This is a genomic window from Paenibacillus sp. sgz302190 (assembly GCF_059820445.1).
Map to the genome: position 1 here is coordinate 94133 of NZ_JBZYAO010000013.1, position 18404 is coordinate 112536.

Annotated in this window: 18 protein-coding genes; 11 read left to right on the forward strand and 7 right to left on the reverse strand. The window is 53.0% G+C overall.

All coding sequences use genetic code 11. The annotated features are described in order from the left end of the window. The first annotated feature begins 25 nt into the window (after positions 1–25). Positions 26–1147, forward strand: a complete 1122-nt coding sequence (locus tag AC6RNO_RS16390; protein ID WP_497106069.1) for a glycoside hydrolase family 88 protein — start codon at positions 26–28, stop codon at positions 1145–1147. A gap of 172 nt (positions 1148–1319) precedes the next feature. After that, positions 1320–1601: a hypothetical protein gene (locus tag AC6RNO_RS16395; protein WP_497106070.1), complete on the forward strand. Its 282-nt coding sequence runs from the start codon at positions 1320–1322 to the stop codon at positions 1599–1601. 409 nt (positions 1602–2010) lie between these two features. Here AC6RNO_RS16395 and AC6RNO_RS16400 read toward each other — a convergent pair whose 3' ends face one another. Together AC6RNO_RS16400 and AC6RNO_RS16405 are read right to left on the reverse strand one after the other, a co-directional pair. Beyond that, the gene (locus AC6RNO_RS16400; protein WP_497106071.1) at positions 2011–2922 is read right to left on the reverse strand and encodes an ATP-binding cassette domain-containing protein; all 912 of its coding nucleotides are present in this window, start codon (positions 2920–2922) and stop codon (positions 2011–2013) included. 1 nt (position 2923) lies between these two features. Beyond that, positions 2924–3610: an ABC transporter permease gene (locus tag AC6RNO_RS16405; RefSeq protein WP_488438399.1), complete on the reverse strand. Its 687-nt coding sequence runs from the start codon at positions 3608–3610 to the stop codon at positions 2924–2926. Between the two features lie 180 nt (positions 3611–3790). Between AC6RNO_RS16405 and AC6RNO_RS16410 the strand changes: the two genes are divergently transcribed. From AC6RNO_RS16410 to AC6RNO_RS16420, 3 genes are all read left to right on the forward strand, one after another. After that, positions 3791–4012, forward strand: coding sequence for a hypothetical protein (locus AC6RNO_RS16410; RefSeq protein WP_497106072.1), 222 nt, complete (start codon positions 3791–3793; stop codon positions 4010–4012). 71 nt (positions 4013–4083) lie between these two features. Further along, positions 4084–5847 (forward strand): DUF4080 domain-containing protein, encoded by a 1764-nt coding sequence (locus AC6RNO_RS16415; RefSeq protein WP_497106073.1) that lies wholly within the window; start codon positions 4084–4086, stop codon positions 5845–5847. A 221-nt stretch (positions 5848–6068) separates the two neighbouring features. Next, positions 6069–7571, forward strand: a complete 1503-nt coding sequence (locus tag AC6RNO_RS16420) for an IMP dehydrogenase (protein ID WP_474685987.1) — start codon at positions 6069–6071, stop codon at positions 7569–7571. A gap of 733 nt (positions 7572–8304) precedes the next feature. Here AC6RNO_RS16420 and AC6RNO_RS16425 read toward each other — a convergent pair. From AC6RNO_RS16425 to mnmL, 3 genes are all read right to left on the reverse strand, one after another. Beyond that, entirely contained in the window at positions 8305–9270 is a 966-nt protein-coding gene (locus tag AC6RNO_RS16425) for a type I phosphomannose isomerase catalytic subunit (RefSeq protein WP_497106074.1), read from the reverse strand. Positions 9271–9333: 63 nt separating this feature from the next. Then, the gene (gene mnmM / locus AC6RNO_RS16430; RefSeq protein ID WP_497106075.1) at positions 9334–9912 is read right to left on the reverse strand and encodes a tRNA 5-(aminomethyl)-2-thiouridylate-methyltransferase MnmM; all 579 of its coding nucleotides are present in this window, start codon (positions 9910–9912) and stop codon (positions 9334–9336) included. Between the two features lie 270 nt (positions 9913–10182). After that, a complete protein-coding gene (gene mnmL, locus AC6RNO_RS16435) occupies positions 10183–11142 on the reverse strand; it encodes a tRNA modification radical SAM protein MnmL/YtqA (RefSeq protein ID WP_497106076.1) in 960 nt (319 codons plus the stop codon). A 152-nt stretch (positions 11143–11294) separates the two neighbouring features. Between mnmL and AC6RNO_RS16440 the strand changes: the two genes are divergently transcribed. The 3 genes from AC6RNO_RS16440 to trmB all read left to right on the forward strand — a co-directional run bounded on the left by AC6RNO_RS16440 (position 11295) and on the right by trmB (position 12967). Further along, positions 11295–11825: a WGxxGxxG-CTERM domain-containing protein gene (locus AC6RNO_RS16440; RefSeq protein WP_474685977.1), complete on the forward strand. Its 531-nt coding sequence runs from the start codon at positions 11295–11297 to the stop codon at positions 11823–11825. Between the two features lie 129 nt (positions 11826–11954). Continuing rightward, entirely contained in the window at positions 11955–12158 is a 204-nt protein-coding gene (locus tag AC6RNO_RS16445; RefSeq protein WP_497106077.1) for a hypothetical protein, read from the forward strand. Between the two features lie 86 nt (positions 12159–12244). After that, on the forward strand, positions 12245–12967 hold the full coding sequence (gene trmB / locus AC6RNO_RS16450) for a tRNA (guanosine(46)-N7)-methyltransferase TrmB (RefSeq protein WP_497106078.1): 723 nt from the start codon (positions 12245–12247) through the stop codon (positions 12965–12967). Here the strand turns inward: trmB and AC6RNO_RS16455 are convergent. Together AC6RNO_RS16455 and AC6RNO_RS16460 are read right to left on the reverse strand one after the other, a co-directional pair. Continuing rightward, the gene (locus tag AC6RNO_RS16455; RefSeq protein ID WP_474685973.1) at positions 12940–14142 is read right to left on the reverse strand and encodes an MGDG synthase family glycosyltransferase; all 1203 of its coding nucleotides are present in this window, start codon (positions 14140–14142) and stop codon (positions 12940–12942) included. The two genes, trmB and AC6RNO_RS16455, sit on opposite strands and share 28 nt — an antisense overlap. 7 nt (positions 14143–14149) lie before the next feature. Then, positions 14150–14677: a phosphatase PAP2 family protein gene (locus AC6RNO_RS16460; RefSeq protein WP_474685972.1), complete on the reverse strand. Its 528-nt coding sequence runs from the start codon at positions 14675–14677 to the stop codon at positions 14150–14152. A gap of 216 nt (positions 14678–14893) precedes the next feature. Between AC6RNO_RS16460 and AC6RNO_RS16465 the strand changes: the two genes are divergently transcribed. From AC6RNO_RS16465 to infC, 3 genes are all read left to right on the forward strand, one after another. Continuing rightward, entirely contained in the window at positions 14894–16072 is a 1179-nt protein-coding gene (locus AC6RNO_RS16465) for a glycosyltransferase family 4 protein (protein WP_474685970.1), read from the forward strand. 340 nt (positions 16073–16412) lie between these two features. Next, positions 16413–17648 carry a glycosyltransferase family 2 protein gene (locus AC6RNO_RS16470; RefSeq protein WP_474685968.1) on the forward strand — a complete coding sequence of 412 codons (1236 nt, stop codon included), beginning with the start codon at positions 16413–16415 and terminating at the stop codon, positions 17646–17648. Between the two features lie 254 nt (positions 17649–17902). Further along, complete coding sequence (infC, locus tag AC6RNO_RS16475) at positions 17903–18403, forward strand: translation initiation factor IF-3 (RefSeq protein WP_474685966.1); 501 nt, start codon at positions 17903–17905, stop codon at positions 18401–18403. The last annotated feature ends 1 nt before the right edge of the window (position 18404 follow it).

Below are 18404 nucleotides of genomic sequence, written 5' to 3' on the forward strand. Positions count from 1 at the left end.
CGGAAAAAGGAGCAGGTGATGAAGTATGGTAAATTGGTTGGATGAAGCATGGGAGCAGACGATGGCAAAAACGCTGCGCACGAGCCGGCGGATCGGCGCCGGGTTCCCGCATGCCAGCAACGGCGGAAGCTACACGCTGGAGCCTGCGCATTGGTGGACGGCCGGATTTTGGCCGGGGATGCTGTGGCTGCTTTACGATAATGGCGGCGACGAATCGCTGCGCGCTTTGGCGGAGCAGTGCGAAGCAAGCCTGGATCAGGTGTTCCACGACTTTTACCGGCTTGACCACGATCTCGGCTTCATGTGGACGTTGACGAGCGTAGCGAGCTGCAAGCTGACGCAGTCCGCGGAGTCCAGGCGCAGAGCGTTTATCGCGGCCAATTTTTTGGCTGCGCGCTTCAATATCCGGGGCCGCTATATCCGGGCGTGGAATCCGTGGAGCGAAGGCGAGGACAATGCGGGACTGGCCATTATCGACTGCTGCATGAACATGCCGCTGCTGTTTTGGGCTTCGCGCGAAAGCGGCGATCCCCGCTACCGCCATATTGCCGAGGTGCACATGGAGACGGTGCTGGAGCATTTTATCCGGCCTGACGGCTCGGTCTATCACATCGTGCGGTTCGATCCTGCGACGGGAGAGCGCATCGAGGGGCTGGGCGGCCAGGGCTTTGCGCCGGAATCGGCGTGGTCGCGCGGTACGGCATGGGCGATTTACGGCTTGACGCTGTGCTATCACCATACCGGCAAGGAAGCTTTTCTCGCGGCCGCCAAACGGGTGGCCCACTTCTTCATCGCCCAGCTGCCCGAAGACCGCGTGCCATACTGGGATTTCAGGCTGCCGCCGGAGATCACGAAGTACCGCGATTCCTCCGCAGGCGCGTGCGCGGCAAGCGGTTTGCTGCTGCTCGCGGATAAGGTGACGGCTGCGGAATCGCAGACGTACCGGGAAGCGGGGACGCGCATCCTCGAATCGCTGTATAAAAATTACGGGGCTTGGAACGACCCGAATGAAGAGGGCTTGATCCTGCACGGTACGAGCCATTATCCGGAAGGGAAGAACATCGATGTGCCCCTGATTTACGGCGACTACTATTTCGTGGAAGGCCTGGCGAGGTTGAAGGGCGCGAAGCACATTTTCTGGGAATAAAAACGCGAAGCCGGAATCGTTTATTCGACGGTCTCAAAATCATCGCTGCAGCAGGTCGACCGATCCTGGGGACGTAGAAGTTTTTGCGGGATTTGAGACTGCCGAAAAACTCGCCAGCCCTGTCAGTGCACCATGGCAAGGTTGGCAACGGTGCGCTGACAGGGCTGGTAATGTGGGTAATGCTAGTAAGGTTGGTAATACTGGTAATGCTGGTAATGCTGGTAATGCTGGTAATGCTGGTAATGCTGGTAATGCTGGTAATGCTGGTAATGCAAGTAATGAAAGTAATGAAAGTAATGAAAGTAATGCTGGCAATGCAAGTAATGCTGGCAAGACTGGTAACTCTGGTAAGGTTGGGGACGCTGGCAATCAATGCAAGGTGTTGGCAATGCAGGCAATGCTGAAAATGCTAGAAATGCAACTGGCAATTCTGGCAACGCTGACAAGGCAGTAAGTGCTGACAACGCTCAAAAGCCTGCAAAAGTGCATCTTTTTGCCCTGTAAAACGCTTGCCCTGGAGAATTCCTGCAAATCTGCAGTTTTTTTGACTTAAATTTAAGCTCAGACCCACTTTAATCAATAATTCCTGCACAATCGTAGGCTTTTCCTCCAAACGAACCTTTATCAGAGAAAAAGCCTGCACTTTTGCAGGCTTTTGTGCTGGAAGCTGCAGTTTTACGGGCTATCCGGCCCGATCCGCATCACTAACGGTTGCCCGGCCCCCATCCATACCACGAGCGGCTGATTGGTCCGATGCGCACCACGAACGGTTGCCCGGCCCCCATCCGCATCACGTGCGGCTGCCCAGCCAGCCCAGCCCCGTCCCTCCTATGAGCGTCTGCCCCGGCGGCAATGCGAGCTCCTTAATGATGGTCCATGAATATTTTTTCGAGGGAAGTTTGTTCTACTTCGAGGCCGTAAATTTTTACGCCGTGATGTACAGCTGTCTCCACCACATACGGAATATCTTCTTGATCTCCGGCTACCAGGTGTACGAACGACTCGTCGGCTTGCGTCACTTGCACTCTTGGCCCCAGGCTTTCCAACCACTGCCGCACCGAATCCGGCCTGCCGCTTCCGCAGCTTACCTTCAGCTTGATCTCGTCCGAATGCGCTTCGCGCAGTTCGCTCATCGTTCCCAATTTTTCAATTGTCCCTTGGTGCAAAATGGCGATGCGGTCACATATTTTCTCGACTTCATCCAGGTTGTGCGAGGTCATAAATATGGTAACTCCGCCTGCAGCCAGCTTGACAATCAAATCCCGTATGAGCAGCGACGATTCGATGTCGAGCGTCGAGGTCGGCTCATCCAAAAACACCAGTTCGGGGGAGCCGATCAAAGCCTGGGCGATGCCGAGCTTCTTTTTCATGCCCAATGAGAATTGGCTTGCTTTTTTGCCGATGTCCGCTCCCAAGCCGACGTTTTCCAGCAACTGAACCAGTTCTTTTTTGTCGGGCGAAGTCTTCTTCACTCTGGAAAAAAACACCATGTGCTGCAAGGCGGTCATATCGTTATAGTAATTGCTGTTGTCCGGAAGAACGCCGATGCGCGATTTGATCCGGTTCAGGCTGCTGTAAGGCGTACCAAGAATTTCGATAGTGCCGGAAGTCGGAGGCAGAATGCCTGTCAGCATGTTGATGGTCGTGCTTTTGCCTGCGCCGTTTCTTCCCAGAAATCCGAATATTTCGCCGGCCTTCAATTCAAAGGTGACGTTATCGACAACTTTTTTGCTTCTATACGCTTTCGACAAATCGGTTACTTTCAAAACATCCATTTTACAGTTCCTTTCGGTTAAAAAGAAGAATAGAAACGGCCAGCATGACCCCGATTTCAATGCCGCTCACGATCAGAAGCTCGGGTTTGCTCGTCATGGGATAATAGGGCAGAATGTAGCGGACGACTTGTGCGGAAGCGGATGCCGCGAACGCGCTCCAGACGCCCAGAATCGGCATGGCGATTCCCAGCAGGACGCCTAGAATGACCGTGTAGGTATGGTTGCGCAGACATGTTGAAATCATAACGGCAGCGCTGGCATGATAAGCAAGAAATACCCATAATTTGAGCAGATCGGCGATAACGAACGTTTTTGTAATCAATGAAATGCCGATAAAAGCGACGAGCGTGACGGTTGCCCAGAACAGCCAGACCGCGGCGAATTTGCCGATGATCACGTTTCGCCGCGACGTTTTGGTAATAAGCAATCTCATTCGCTGAAGCTCGATATCCCGGTTTACGATGTCATGTGACAAGGTATAAACGAATATGGCCCCGAGCAGCAGCAAAACAAGCGTAAGCCCGGCTAATGCGGCTTTGTCCGGGTTCGCGTCTTCGCTTAAAGGGATCGGACTGCTGGCGATAAAACGCGCCGACCACAGGGAAACGCCCAAAATAAACAAGACAATAATGATGGATTTAAAACCTTTTACAAGTGCCCAATACTCTCTGAAAACGATACCTTTCATTCAAAGCCTCCCATTTCGTAATACCGAAACGACGATCGGTCTTCTAATTCATACCATATTCATCTATAAAACTACAAGTTTATCCAAAAAAAGCAGTTTGTTCTTCCCCTTTTCGTATGTCATCCCCCGGTCTTGGGGCATACTAGCGGCTAACAGTCTATTTGTGAAAAGGTGGAACTTATGCTGCTGTATCAGTTGACTCAATGGATTGAAGAACGGCTCTCGCTGCAAAAAGCGCTGCTGGGCGAGCCCCAGGATGCCGGCATGCTGCAGATGAAAATCAGGGAAGTGGAGGAACAGCTTTATTCGCAGGCGGAACGCTGGAAACAAGAGATCCAAGCGGCGTCGCCGCTGTACATCCCTTATGAAGCGCCTCACCTGGACGATGACATGGTGCTGTAGCCTTTGTATTTCCTCGTTTTTCGTGTAAAATAAGTAGGACTACTAACGAATAAAGAACGAGGTTTCCCAAGATGAAAGTCATTGTTTCCACGCTGAATGCGAAGTTCATCCACACCTCTCTGGCGCTGCGCTACCTGAAAGCGTTTTGCGAGAAAGATTTTGATGTGGACATAGTCGAATATACGATTAAAGACCCAGCGATGAACATCGTCTCCGACCTGTACCAAAAGGCCCCGGATGTGCTGGGCTTTTCCTGTTATATCTGGAATATCGAAGAGACGATTCAGGTCATCGGCATGATCAAAAAAATCAGACCCGATCTGATCATCGTGCTCGGCGGACCCGAAGTTTCTTACGACACGGAGTATTGGATGAAGCGCATCCCTGAAGTCGATTTTATTGTGATGGGAGAAGGGGAAGAGACGCTGCACCAGTTGCTCCAGGAAATATCGACAACGCGCAAATACCACTTTGTATACGGGCTCGCCTACCGCAAAGGGGAAGAAATCGTCCTGATGCCCGGCAGACCGAAGCTGAAGCTGGACGATATTCCGTCGCCGCACCGTTTTGCCGAGGATATCCCGAATTTGCCGAATCGGGTCGTTTATTTTGAGACGAGCCGGGGCTGCCCGTTTTCGTGCCAATTTTGCCTCTCCAGCATTGAGGTAGGCGTGCGTTATTTCGATATTGAGCGGACGAAAAGGGACATTTTGTACTTGATCGACTCCGGCGCGAAGCTGATCAAGTTCGTCGACCGCACCTTTAACATCAAGCGCGATTACGCGATGGAAATTTTCGAGTTTCTGATCGCCAACCACCACGGCACGGTGTTCCAGTTCGAGATCACGGCGGACATTATGCGTCCCGAAGTGCTCGATTATTTGGCGGAGCATGCGCCGCCGGGCACATTCCGCTTTGAGATCGGCGTCCAGTCGACGAATGATGCGACCAACGAGCTTGTGCAGCGCAGGCAAAACTTTTCCAAACTGACGCGCACCGTAACGAAAATCAAGGAAAGCGGCAAAATCGACCAGCATCTCGACTTGATCGCCGGGCTTCCCGAGGAGGACTACCATTCGTTCCGCAAAACGTTCAATGACGTGTTCGCTCTGGGGCCGGAAGAGCTGCAGCTCGGATTTTTGAAAATGCTGCGCGGCACCGGCATGCGGGCCGACGCGGACAAGTACGGATACGTATACATGGATCACTCCCCTTATGAGATTCTGGGCAACGACATTTTGCCGTTCACCGATTTGATTCGCATCAAACGGGTGGAGGATGTGCTGGAAAAATACTGGAACGCACACCGGATGGATCATACTGTCAACTATTTAATTGCGAATGAATTCACATCGGCGTTCGACTTTTTTCAGGAGTTCGGCGATTATTGGGAAGGGCGCGGCTGGCAAAAGATCGGGCATCAGCTGGAAGATTTGTTTACCCGCTTGAGAGATTTTTTGCTGTTCCGGGGCACGGGGCAGATGGAGATCATCGAGGGATTCATGAAGCTCGATTATTTCCTGGGACATAAATATAGGCCGCGCAAAATTTGGTGGGATTTTACGCTCGACAAGCAGGAGCAGTCGGCGTACCTGAAGCTGCTCGCCGAGCAGCCGGAACTTGTGGCAGGCGGCTTCCGCAGCCTGAACATCAGTGAAAAAGACCTCCACAAGCATGTCATGCTGGAGGTGCTGCCGTTCGATTTGCAGCTGTACCTGCAAAACGGGACGATGGACAGGAGCAGCAAGCAGCTGCTCATCGTGCATTTTCCGCCGGATGCTCAGCAGCCGGTCAGCTTTTACACGCTGCCGCTCGACAGGGCGGCGGCGGTGTAGTGCGAAAGCTTTGCTATCCCTTTGGGGGAGCGAAGCTTTTTTTGCTGCTGCGAAAGCGCGCAGCAGCGGGGCGAAGCGGCATTTTCGGCAGGCCCGCCGGCGGGAAAATGCGCTTTCATTTTTTGTGCAAAATTAGTCATTGACCTCGGTAGAGGTTCAGTGATAAGATTGAAAAAATTTACCCGCGAAAAAACGTGAAAATTGAAGGAGGAATGAGTGAAGTGGCCACGTATTACCTGGAACCGTCCCGCACGTTCAGCGAGTTTTTGCTGATTCCCAATCTGACGACAAAAGAATGTACACCGGCAAATGTTCGTTTGAAAACACCGCTCGTGAAATTCAACAAAGGCGAGGAACCGGCGATTTCGCTGAACATTCCGTTCTCGTCCGCCGTCATGCAGGCCGTGTCGGACCATGGCATGGCGATTGCTTTGGCGCGGTGCGGAGGCATCTCTTTTGTTTTCGGCTCGCAGTCGATTGAGGAAGAGGCGGAAATGATCCGGAAAGTGAAAGGGTACAAGGCGGGCTTCGTCATCAGCCGCTCCAACCTGACCCCCGCACATACGCTCAAAGACGTGCTGGATTTGAAAGAGAAGACGGGACATTCGACGGTTGCGATTACGGAAGACGGAACGGCCAGAGGCAAGCTGCTCGGCATCGTTACAAGCCGCGATTACCGGATTAGCCGCGATTCGCTGGCGAAGCCGATCAGTGAATTTATGACGCCATTTTCGTCTTTGATCTACGGCAAATCCGGGATCACGCTGCCGGAAGCGAACGATCTGATCTGGGAGCACAAGCTGAACTGCTTGCCGATCGTGGACGAGCGCCAGAATCTGGACTATCTCGTTTTCCGCAAAGATTACGACGCTCATAAAGAAAATCCGCTGGAGCTGCTGGACGATAACAAAAGCTATATTGTCGGCGCCGGCATCAATACAAAAGACTATATGGAACGTGTTCCGGCGCTCGTCGAAGCGGGAGTGGACATTCTCGTCATCGACTCCTCGGACGGTTACAGCGAATGGCAGCGCGAGACGGTTCAGTATGTGAAAGCGAACTTCGACGTGAAAATCGGGGCCGGCAACGTAGTTGACCGGGAAGGCTTCCTGTATCTGGTCGAGTCCGGGGCGGACTTCGTGAAAGTGGGGATCGGCGGCGGCTCCATCTGCATTACCCGGGAGCAAAAAGGCATCGGGCGCGGCCAAGCTTCGGCGCTGATGGAAGTGGTCGAGGCGAGGGATCAATACTTCAAAGATACCGGCGTTTACGTGCCGATCTGTTCGGATGGTGGTATTGTTCACGACTACCATATTACGCTCGCTTTGGCGATGGGCGCGGATTTTGTCATGATGGGCCGCTACTTCGCCCGATTCGATGAGAGCCCGACCCGCAAGTTGAGAGTCGGCAACAACTTCGTGAAAGAGTTCTGGGGCGAAGGCTCCAACCGGGCGCGCAACTGGCAGCGGTATGACACGGGCGGCAAGAACAATCTTTTGTTCGAGGAAGGCGTCGACTCGTACGTGCCTTATGCAGGCAGCCTGCAGGAAAATCTGGACAAGACGATCGGCAAAATCAAATCGACGATGTGCAACTGCGGCGCCACCAGCATTGAAGAACTGCAGCGCGTAGCGAGAATAACGCTCGTGTCATCCACAAGCCTCGTAGAAGGCGGCGCGCACGATGTGATTTTGAAAGAAAGCAGCTTGTCCGAGGAATCCTAGATTCCTCTAACGCTGCGCTGCGTCCCGGGTAGGCCTTTGAGCTCACCCGAGCGATGAGAGGGTGGCAAAGGCCGGTGGGAGCGGGCGGGAGAGCCCGCATCCGGGCCTGCGACGGCTCGCCCGTACGATGTGGAACATCGTTAGAGGGCGGGCAGCGTCCCGGTGAGGCGTCGGCGGAGGCAGCCGAAAACCTCCCTCCTTCCTGCGGTTCCGCTAAGTACGATTTATCTCTCCAAGCCATGCTTAATGGATGCCGAAAGGGCTTGGCTAGTTTGCCGCACAGCAGGATGAGGCTTAAAAATAGCGCAGCTGTCGGTGAAGTGACTGGATAGCAGGCAAAACAAGGCCTCCGGCATGTAAAAGGGAGGCTTCCAGCACACAAACAAGGGCCCCGTCATGCAAAGCAGGTCCTTCCAGAACGAAAAGCCTGCGAAAGTGCAGGCTTTTTCTCAGTTATCACCTCATTTTGAGGAAAAACCTGCAATTGTGCAGGAATTCCCGGGCAGAATGGCCGGAGCCCCCAATTTTAGCGGAAAAAACTGCAGATTTGCAGGAATTACCCGCAGCTAGAGCATCGAGTGGCAAAAAACTGCACTTTTGCAGGTTTTCCGCCAATCGTTACTTGTGCTTTTACGTCAGCGACGGTTCATGTCAGCGAGTGCTTCGACGCGCGACACCCATCGCCCCAAAAAAATGAAACCCGAGGCTCTGAGCCTGCGGGTTTCATTGCTTTTTACGGCAAGTAGCTGCGGATCACGGTCATGCTGCCTTCCAGCGCATAGCTGCCGAGGTTTGCCGGCAGGAGGAAGCAGTCACCGGGTTTCGTGATGATACGGCCGTCGGCCCACTCCAGAGAGCCGTCACCTTCCGCGATGACAAGGATGACGAAGCTTTCTGCGGTGGTTTGCAGCTCCCAACGGGGACCGACGAGCCCTTTTTCCACGATGAAGAACGGGGATCGGGCGAGGGTCAGCCAGACGCCGGTCTCGTGCAGATCCGTCTTCATCCGGGTCGAGCCAGAGCCCTCGTAGGCAATGACGTTGAGCGAGTCTTCGATGTGCAGCTCCCGCGGCTTGCCGTCAAGTCCCGGGCGGTTGTAATCGTACAGCCGGTAAGTCGTATCGGAGTTCTGCTGAATCTCTGCGACCAGCACGCCGGCGCCCAGAGCGTGAACGGTGCCGGCCGGGATATAAAAGGAATCTCCCGCCTCAACCGGCACTTCCTGCAGACAGTCCAGGATCCGGTTTTCTTCAATAGCCTGTGCCAGGCTTTCGCGGGTGACGCCGTCTTTCATGCCGTAAATAATTTTGGCGCCGGGTTTGGCGTCCAGTATGTACCACATTTCCGTTTTGCCGAGTTCGCCGGGAGACAGGTTCGAGTAATGATCGTTCGGATGCACTTGAACCGACAGGTCGTCTTCGCAATCGAGCAGCTTGATCAGCAGTGGAAAGCGCCCGTTCTTTTCCAAAAATCCTTTGGTGCCGAACAGGATGCTGCCATACTGCTCGCGGATTTCGTCCAAACCGAGTCCGGCCCATTCGCCGTTAATGACTTCCGTAGTGCCGTTGGGATGGTCGCCGATCATCCAGCCTTCGCCGATCGCTCCTTCAGGAAGCCGGAAGCCGAATTTCTCAAGCGCTCTGCCGCCCCAAACGCGTTCTTTCATTTCGGGTTGAAACTGAAGCGGATATGGTTTCACTACACTCTCTCCCTGCTATTATTTACTATAATTTATACTTTCTACTAGATTATAAGCATTAGGCTATCTTTTTTCTACGGCCAAGAGATAGGGGGCCTGAAGGCTTACATTCGCCATCTGGTACCGCAGCGCCTGGGCGTCCGCAAGGGGAAGCCGGCTGACCCAGCTTTCGACTGCATTGGCTTCCTGTTGGCCTCCGGCATGTCCGCTGTAGAGCACGATCGTGGCGATCCCGCCTTTCCGCAAAAGGCGCAGGGCAGCCTCCAAAGCAGGAATCGTAGATTCCTGCTTTGTTATAGTTTCAGGATCGGCGCCCGGCAAGTAGCCGAGGTTGAACGTGACCGCAGCGACTTTGCCATGTTTGGCGGGCGGCACGATACTTTCCATCTGCTCATGGCTGCACAAGTGCAAATGGACAAAAGAACTAGCGTCCGGCAATTCACCTTGCAGACGCGTTGAGGTATTATCGATGGCCTGCTGCTGGACATCGAAGCCGTACACGCTGCCGCGGGGGCCGACCAGCTTGGCCAAATACAAAGTATCGACCCCGTTGCCAAGCGTGGCGTCGATGACCGTCTCACCCGGCTGAACCCGCTGGGCGATCAATTGGTGCGCAAAACTTAAAACCGAAACAAATCCCATACGTTGGCTCCTCGATAAAAAAACTTGGCGGGTTAGGCTCCCGCACAGCAAAACTTACCGGGTCCGGCTCCCGTCCCCGCAGGCGGATCTTCATCAGGCGGGGTCGTACCGAGCGCAGCTCTCATCGTGCGGTGTTGTACTGCATCCGGCTCCCGTTTCCACAGCCGGATCTTCATCAGGCGGAGTCGCACCGCTCGCAGCTCCCAGTGCGCGATGTTGCGCTGCATGACGGCGGTCCGTCGACCACCGCCCCTGTCCCAGTCCCGGCACTCACCTCCGCGAAGGGTCCCAATGTTTACCCTGCCAGGTGTTTCTTGTTTTCAGCTCGGCGTCAAAGGCGTTGAGCACTTCCCATTTTTTGAGGCTCCACATCGGTCCGATCAGCAGATCGCGCGGCGCGTCTCCCGTCAGCCGGTGCACGATCATTTCGGGCGGCAGTATTTCCAGCGTGTCGACAACGAGCTTCACATACTCGTCTTTTTCCAGGAAGCGAAGAAGTCCTGCTTCGTACTGCTTGACCATCGGCGTTTTGCGCATCAGGTGGAGCAGGTGAATTTTGATCCCCTGGACATCCATCCGGGATACGGCGCGGCCGGTTTCCAGCATCATCTCGTGCGTTTCTCCCGGCAGTCCGTATATGATGTGCGCACAAGTGCGGATATTGTGCTTTCTCAGCTTGGCGACCGCATCCAGGTAACACTGGGTGTCATGGGCGCGGTTGATCAGCGTTGACGTTGATTCGTGAACGGTTTGCAGCCCCATTTCGACCCACAAATAGGTGCGCTGGTTGAGTTCGGCCAAATACTCGATCACGTCGTCAGGCAGGCAGTCCGGTCTGGTGGCGATGGAAAGGCCGACGACGCCCGGCTGCTGCAAAATCACTTCATAATATTCCCGAAGCTCCTCCACAGGCGCGTAAGTGTTCGTATAAGCCTGAAAATAGCCGATATATTTGGCGTTAGGCCATTTTTGATGCTGCAAATCGCGAATTTTGGCGAATTGCGTAACGAGATCGTCGCGGCGGCTGCCGGCAAAATCTCCCGACCCGCGCGCGCTGCAAAAGGTGCAGCCTCCCGTGGCAATTTTGCCGTCCCGGTTCGGGCAGGTAAAGCCGGCATCCAGCATGACTTTGAAAACTTTCTCGCCGAAAGTTTCCCGCATTTCGTAATTCCATGTATGGAAACGTTTATCTCCCCACAGTAGAGGAGTATCCTGAGTGGTTGTATGCATCGCAAAATCGTGCTCCTTTCCTTCACTTATTGTAGCGAAAACGGCTGCCGAAAGCGACCCCCAGGCTTTCCAGCAAGTCCCCCGATAAAAAGATGCGCCAAGGAGCAACATAATCATGCAACACCACATCACTTGTTGAGAGGGGTTTGTACATGAAAAAGCTCCGTACCGTATCTCTGGCGGTAATGTTTACCGCAGCTATTGGTTTTGGCGCAGGAAGTGTCCACGCAGCTACGACAAGCACGACTCCCGGAACTACCGGCACCATGACCAGCGGCTACACGGGCACTGCCACAACGTCGCCTGCGCCTTACCTGGGCACAGACGGTAAGTATGGAACGAGCGCCGTTACCGGCACTGGAACTACGACTCCGTCGGCTTACTACACGGGCAGCAATTATGACGCAACGACGGGAACGGGTTACAGCGCTCCTACCGGCACAGGAAATTATTATAATTATTCGACTACAGGGGTCAAAGGCTACGGCAACAACATGATGGACCGTATGAGCACAACGGGTACGGGCATCAAAAACGCCGGAACCGGCTATTACGACAACACATCCTACCGGGCTTACGGCACGGCGACGACCAACCGCATGGATTGGGGCTGGCTCGGACTTGTCGGTCTGATCGGCCTGGCCGGACTTCGCGGCGGCAACCGCGATAAAACCCACTCTTAACAGCTTCAAGCGCCTTTCCTCGGTTAAAAGGAAGGGCGTTTTTTTCGCCTATCAACTGCCATTTATAAAGTTTGGGATTGGGAGCCACAATAAAGCCGGAAACATAAGAACGGAGTGAGGTGATCCGATATGCACATCCCATCAGCCGGGGGCGGAGAAACGGTGTCCGTCGAGCTTACTGTCCAGGAGGCGTTAGCGCTCGGAAGCGGCGTCAAATTTGCCGATAATCCGGGGCTTTCAGCTTCAGCAAAACGCAAAGTTTTGCGGTCCCTGGAACGCAAGCTGCTGCCCCATTCGGCCAAAACGATCGAGTATCATATGCTGGAAGCGTAATTTCCTTTGATTTTTTCCCGTGAATCGTCTATGATTTGTATTCGATATCGGTTTTGTCCGGAATACGGTCAGGAGGCAAACATAAGATGCGTTTACGGGGAAGAAAAGGAATTCGCGAAGATATTGAACGCCAAACGGAACTGGTCGTGTTGAACGCCAGGGATCACAAGGGGAAATGGTCGGAGCTGTTCGGCAATGACAAGCCCATTTATGCCGAATTGGGGATGGGCAAAGGCCGCTTCATCAGCGAGATGAGCCGGAAATATCCGGACGTTAATTTTCTCGGCATCGACATGTACGACGAGCTGATCCGCAAAGCCGGCGAGAAAGCCAGAGCCGCACATGAAATAAGCCCGGAGGAAGAAAAGCGGAGCATTCCGAACCTGAGGCTTGTGCTTTTTAATATCGAGCAAATTGAAGAAGCTTTTGGCGACGGCGAGCTTGAGCGGATTTTTTTGAATTTCAGCGATCCGTGGCCGAAAAAGAAGCATGTGCGCAGAAGGCTGACCCATCCCGGTTTCGTGGAAAAGTATATCCGCATTCTCAACGATAACGGCGAAATTCATTTAAAAACAGATTCTCAACTGCTATTCGAGTTTTCTTTGAACTCTTTTGCCGATATGGGGCTCAGAATGCGCAACATCTCGTTAAATCTTCATGCGGACGGATTTCATCCGGATCATGTCATGACCGAGTACGAGACCAAATTTGCCGGACAGGGCATGAATATTCACCGCTGCGAAGTCGTAGTCGGAGAGCGGGCGCTTCAGGCGCATATCGATCAATTAAACAAGGAGCGGTCCAAATAGGACGGCTCTTTTTCGTATTTCCCGGCTGCGCCGGCACTAGCGTCGCCTGAATCCAGCAGCTGCAAAATAACGTTGGCGCAGTCGGACGCGGTATGCTGCAGCTTTTTCCGGCTGATCAGCGCCCGCCTCGCTTTTACTTCGTCATAGCTTTCCGCCAGCATGCGCATCCAGCTCTCAATCGTATCGGACGACCGGATCGGCTCGCCGAAACCGTGCACCGTAAAATATTGCAAATTTTCCTCCTCCTGGCCTGGAATCGGATCGTAGAACAGCATCGGAATCGATTTGGCCAAACCTTCGGCGCACGTCATGCCTCCGGGCTTCGTGACGAGCAGATCGGAGACTTCCATCAGCTTGCCGATTTCGTTGGTAAAACCGAGCAGCCGGACGTTTGGATGCCGGTACCGGGCGTCTCGCGCAAGCTTGTTCAGCGCCTTCTCGTTATTTCCCAGGCAAAATATGAACTGAATCCGGTCTCTCCAGGCTTCCAGATAGCTGCCCAGTTGGCCCCCGCCGACCAATCCCCAGCCTCCGCCCATCACAAGAACCGTAGGCATATTCAGCAAACCGAATTGTTCGCGGATCTGCTCCTTGTCGTGCGTTTCGCGAAAGCTCGGATGCACTGGAATTCCCGTAATCTCGATCTGTCCGGGATCGACGCCCCGATATAGCAGCTTGTTTTTTACTTCAACCGTCGATACCAAGTATTTGTTGACCTGCTTGCTGACCCAAGTGCCGTGGGCGTCGTAATCGGTAATTACGGTGCACAGCGGGGTTCGCAGGCCGTTTCTTTTTAATCTGGATATGACAACACTGGGAAAAGGATGCGTGCACACGATCGCGTGCGGCTCGCACTGCTTGATGAGCGCCGCGGTCTGCGCGTAGAAAATCCGGTGCAGCGCCAGTTGGGCGAGCGGATTCAGCGATTTTTTGTACTGCGACCGGTACAGCCTGCCATACAGCTTGGGCTGCGCGACGATCGTTTTTTTGTAAGCGTGGAAAATGAGCGGGGCAATGGTCGGATGCAGGCTGGGGCCAAGCTCCAGCACGCGTGTCCGGATGTCCGGACAGCGCTGGCTGAGCGTAAACGAAAGCGCATGGGCAGCTTGCGTGTGGCCGGCCCCGAAGCCTTCGGACAAAATAAGAACTCTCTTACCGCCGGAAGAGATATTCATCGCGTTTTTACCCCCACAGGCCTACCGCGGCCAGAGATGCGAGCGTGCCAATCAGACACCCTGCCAGGCAATCGGTTGGATAATGCAGGCCTAAATAAATGCGGGAAAGCCCGACCAGAAGAGCCAGTGGAATCAAAACGAAGCCGAGTACGGGCAATAAAGCTACGAACGGCACGATAATAGAAAAAATCGCAGTCGTATGGCCGGACGGGAAAGAATGATCCTGCAGCGGATTTTTTCCGATATTCGTTTCGGGCAGTACCAGATAAGGACGCAGCCGCGGATATTTCTTTTTAAAAACCGCAACAGGAATATGGCTTGCCGCTAGTGCCACCAAGGCTTGAATTCCCGCAGTACGAAGGGCTTCATGACCGAAAAGCGCAAAGCAAAGGGAAATGAAAATCGTCGCTGTTGCTCCCCCCAGGTGAGTGATTGTCGCCGAGAAACGGTCCAGGAATGAGTGCTGTATTTTTTGATTGACAAAACGAAAAACTCGAGTTTCATGATGCTGAAGCCAATGAACGACCCTGCTCATGAGCGCATGACCTCCTTGGGAGCTTTAAGCATAGGCTGATCTTTTCGCAAAAACTTCGGAACTTAATATATATTGTAGCAGGGAAGTATTAATACATTATTAACTCTGCAATAAATATGTTCGGTTTCCAATTTTACTTTGTTCTGATCTGGCGTTAACAGTCGCGTGTTAGCATGACGGATGTATGGCATCGAAAGCAGAAGGGGCTGATATGCGATGAAAGTTGCCTTGTTCACGGATACCTATTTGCCTGATGTAAACGGAGTGGCCAGGACATTGGGGCGATGGACTCAGTTCCTGGAATCCAAAGGAGCGGAGTGCAAAGTTTTTGCGCCTGCCAGTTTTACGGAAGGAGATCCCGATCCTTATCGGGTGGAAAGATTTCTGAGCATCCCCTTTGTGCTGTATCCGGAATGCCGGCTGGCGATCCCGAATCCCCTCCATATACGCAAATCCCTTCACGATTTTCAGCCTGACATCATTCACGCGGCAACGCCGTTTAATCTGGGCTTGTTCGGCATGCATTACGCCCGCAAGCGGCGGATCCCGTTTGTCGCTTCTTACCATACTCATTTCGATCAATATGTCAAATATTATAAAATTCCTTGGGTCGAGCCGGCGCTGTGGCGGTATATGCAGTGGTTTCATCAAAGCTGCCGCAAAATCTACGTGCCTTCCCGGTCCACTTTGGAGCATTTGCAGCAAAAGGGATTGAAGCATTTGGAAATATGGGGCCGCGGGGTAGATACCGATACTTACCGGCCTGTCGTGAACCGCAGCGAGGTGCTGTCTTCCTATCAGGTTAGCGGCGCCAAATTTGTGTTTTTGTACGTAGGAAGGCTTGCCCCGGAAAAAAGTGTCGATGTCGCGATTGAAGCTTTTATGGGACTTCCGGAGCAAATCCGCAGCCGCTGCAGCCTCATTATCGCCGGTGACGGACCTTCGGCGGCTTCGCTTAACGAACTTTATGGAAAGGCGGACGGTATTACGTTCACCGGATTCATTCAAGGAAAACGGCTTGCTGAGCTGTACGCGGCGGCGGACGTTTTCCTTTTTCCGTCGGCGACCGAAACTTTCGGCAATGTGGTGCTTGAATCGATGGCCTCCGGGACGCCGGTAATCGGTGCGGCCGCAGGCGGCGTGCAGGACAACATCGAGCACGGAGTTACGGGCTTGCTGTGCCGGCCGGGGGATGTGCCCTCGTTTGTCGAGGCGATGAAGCGGCTGTACGTTTCGGCGGAAACCCGCCGTTCGCTTTCGATCGCGGGGATCGAATATGCCGGACAGCAGTCCTGGGACCGTATTTTTCACCGGCTGTATGCGAGCTACGAAGAAGTTGCCGATGCAAGAATCGCCAGCAACCTACAAATCGATTCCGTGCGGATGATCCGCTGATCCTGTTTTTACGGCAAAAGTTGTATTTGGCGGGCGAGGTGCATTATAATAATCCCCGTACACCTCGCGGGGTTCGTCTAAACGGTGAACTTTTGGTGCACAATAAAATGAAAAACGATGAAAACGAGACTGTAACGAACTGATTGCAAGTGACGGCGGCCTAAAATTTGACTTTCCCCATAAACGTTGAAGAACTGGCGCAATTTCGGTTTTCGCAGACTTTGACAAATCGCGGGAAAGAGAGGAAAATCAAGAACGTTATTCACCTGTACATACGTGCACACAGAATATACATAGAGAAAAGCTGCGGTGCATACACAAAAAGGGGGACTTTTGCTTCATGCTGGACAAAATCATGCTTTTCTTTCAAATCGGATTGGCTTGTGTAGGAGCATACCAGTTGTTTTTAACTTTCTTTGGATGGTACAGACCGCGCAACAAAAAGCAGTTTGCACCGCAAAAATCTTTCGCCGTTCTCGTCGCCGCTCATAACGAAGAGCAGGTGGTCGGCGCTTTGATCGAAAACCTGAAGGGCCTGGATTACCCAAAAGAGCTCTACGATATTTTCGTCATCTGCGATAACTGTACGGACAGTACAGCTGACATTGCCCGCAGCTACGGCGTATATGCGATGGAGCGGAACAATCCGAATTTGAGAGGCAAAGGCTATGCGATCGAATGGATGCTCAAGGAGCTTTGGAAACGCGAGCGCCAGTACGATGCAGTCGTGATGTTCGATGCCGACAATCTGTCCAGCCCGGATTATTTGACGCATATGAACAACGATCTGTGTTCGGGCTCAAGGGTCATTCAAGCGTACCTGGATACTAAAAACCCCAATGACTCCTGGGTCACGGGTTCCTATGCGATTTCGTATTATTTCGCCAACCGTTTCTGGCAAATGCCGAGAACGAACCTGGGACTTGCCAATTATCTCGGCGGTACCGGCATGTGCTTTGAATCCAGCCTTTTAAAGCAGATCGGCTGGGGAGCTACGAGCCTTGTAGAGGATTTGGAATTCTCGATGCGCTGCATCAAGCTGGGTATTCGACCCACGTTCAATTACGAAACCAAAGTATATGACGAGAAGCCGCTTACCTTTAAAGCGTCGGCCAAACAGCGTTTGCGCTGGATGCAGGGGCATTTCGACGTAGCGAAGCGCTACTTCTTCCCGCTGCTGTGGCAGGGAATCAAAGAGGGCAGCTGGACCAAAATCGATGCGGCGATTTATTCCGCAAATGTGTACAACTTCTTTTTCGGCGCTATTATCAGCGTACTGCTGTGGATCAAACAGATTACTCCCGGCTGGTCCGACACGCCGATGCTTGTTGATGTCAATCCGGTGTTCTTCAACTCGATCAGCGTTGCGATCTACGTGCTTCTCCCGATTTCCATGTACATCGAGAGAGCGCCTTGGAAAACATACAAGTACCTGATCCTGTATCCGATTTTCATGATTTCCTGGTGGCCGATTACGTTCTACGCCTTCTTCACGCAAAACAACAAGCAATGGAGCCATACGGAACATACGCGCGTCATTCGTTTGGAAGAGATGAAGAGCAAGCAGGCAAGTTAGTGTTGACTTCACCGATCTGAAGTGATATAGTAGTTCAAGTAAAAGCAGAGGCGCCCGCTTCTCACCTGACCGACACCTTGGTTGGCTGGTTCTCGATAATCATCATGCACGTAGAATAGGTTTTTGAAACCTGTTATTGATGAAAGATGTGGGCTTCTTGCGCCCGCATCTTTTTTTGTGTAGATATGACGGGCCCTTAAAAGGATACTGTCGTTACATACCTGTGGAGGTGAAACATTATTAGCAAAGACCATATGATTAATGACGAGATTCGCGTGAAGGAAGTACGCCTGATCGGGGCGGACGGAGAACAGCTCGGCATTAAGCCGATTCGCGAAGCTCTTCAGATTGCAGTGGACGCCAACCTGGATTTGGTGAACGTAGCTCCAACAGCCAAGCCGCCTGTATGCCGCATTATGGATTACGGGAAATACCGGTACGAGCTGCAAAAGAAAGAGAAGGAAGCCCGCAAAAATCAGAAAATCGTGGACATCAAGGAAATCCGCTTAAGCGCGACGATCGATGAGCACGACTTTCAGACCAAGCTTCGCAACGCAGTCAAGTTCCTTGGCGACGGCGACAAAGTGAAGGCGAGCGTACGCTTCCGCGGCCGCGAAATCGCGCATGCCGAGATCGGCAAAAAAGTGCTCGACCGCCTTGCTGCGGAAACGGCCGACATCTCTTCGATGGAGCGTGCTCCCAAGCTTGAGGGAAGAAGCATGATCATGATTTTAACGCCAAAAGCTACAACTTAGG

Bases quoted from the DNA above. Each gene is read 5' to 3' on its own strand.
- infC (WP_474685966.1), top strand. From the start codon at position 17,903: ATGATTAATGACGAGATTCGCGTGAAGGAAGTACGCCTGATCGGGGCG.
- AC6RNO_RS16400 (WP_497106071.1), bottom strand. From the start codon at position 2,922: ATGGATGTTTTGAAAGTAACCGATTTGTCGAAAGCGTATAGAAGCAAA.
- AC6RNO_RS16410 (WP_497106072.1), top strand. From the start codon at position 3,791: ATGCTGCTGTATCAGTTGACTCAATGGATTGAAGAACGGCTCTCGCTG.
- AC6RNO_RS16470 (WP_474685968.1), top strand. From the start codon at position 16,413: ATGCTGGACAAAATCATGCTTTTCTTTCAAATCGGATTGGCTTGTGTA.
- mnmM (WP_497106075.1), bottom strand. From the start codon at position 9,912: ATGGGATTTGTTTCGGTTTTAAGTTTTGCGCACCAATTGATCGCCCAG.
- AC6RNO_RS16390 (WP_497106069.1), top strand. From the start codon at position 26: ATGGTAAATTGGTTGGATGAAGCATGGGAGCAGACGATGGCAAAAACG.
- AC6RNO_RS16455 (WP_474685973.1), bottom strand. From the start codon at position 14,142: ATGAATATCTCTTCCGGCGGTAAGAGAGTTCTTATTTTGTCCGAAGGC.
- AC6RNO_RS16415 (WP_497106073.1), top strand. From the start codon at position 4,084: ATGAAAGTCATTGTTTCCACGCTGAATGCGAAGTTCATCCACACCTCT.
- AC6RNO_RS16460 (WP_474685972.1), bottom strand. From the start codon at position 14,677: ATGAGCAGGGTCGTTCATTGGCTTCAGCATCATGAAACTCGAGTTTTT.
- AC6RNO_RS16445 (WP_497106077.1), top strand. From the start codon at position 11,955: ATGCACATCCCATCAGCCGGGGGCGGAGAAACGGTGTCCGTCGAGCTT.
- AC6RNO_RS16465 (WP_474685970.1), top strand. From the start codon at position 14,894: ATGAAAGTTGCCTTGTTCACGGATACCTATTTGCCTGATGTAAACGGA.
- AC6RNO_RS16440 (WP_474685977.1), top strand. From the start codon at position 11,295: ATGAAAAAGCTCCGTACCGTATCTCTGGCGGTAATGTTTACCGCAGCT.
- trmB (WP_497106078.1), top strand. From the start codon at position 12,245: ATGCGTTTACGGGGAAGAAAAGGAATTCGCGAAGATATTGAACGCCAA.
- AC6RNO_RS16405 (WP_488438399.1), bottom strand. From the start codon at position 3,610: ATGAAAGGTATCGTTTTCAGAGAGTATTGGGCACTTGTAAAAGGTTTT.
- mnmL (WP_497106076.1), bottom strand. From the start codon at position 11,142: ATGCATACAACCACTCAGGATACTCCTCTACTGTGGGGAGATAAACGT.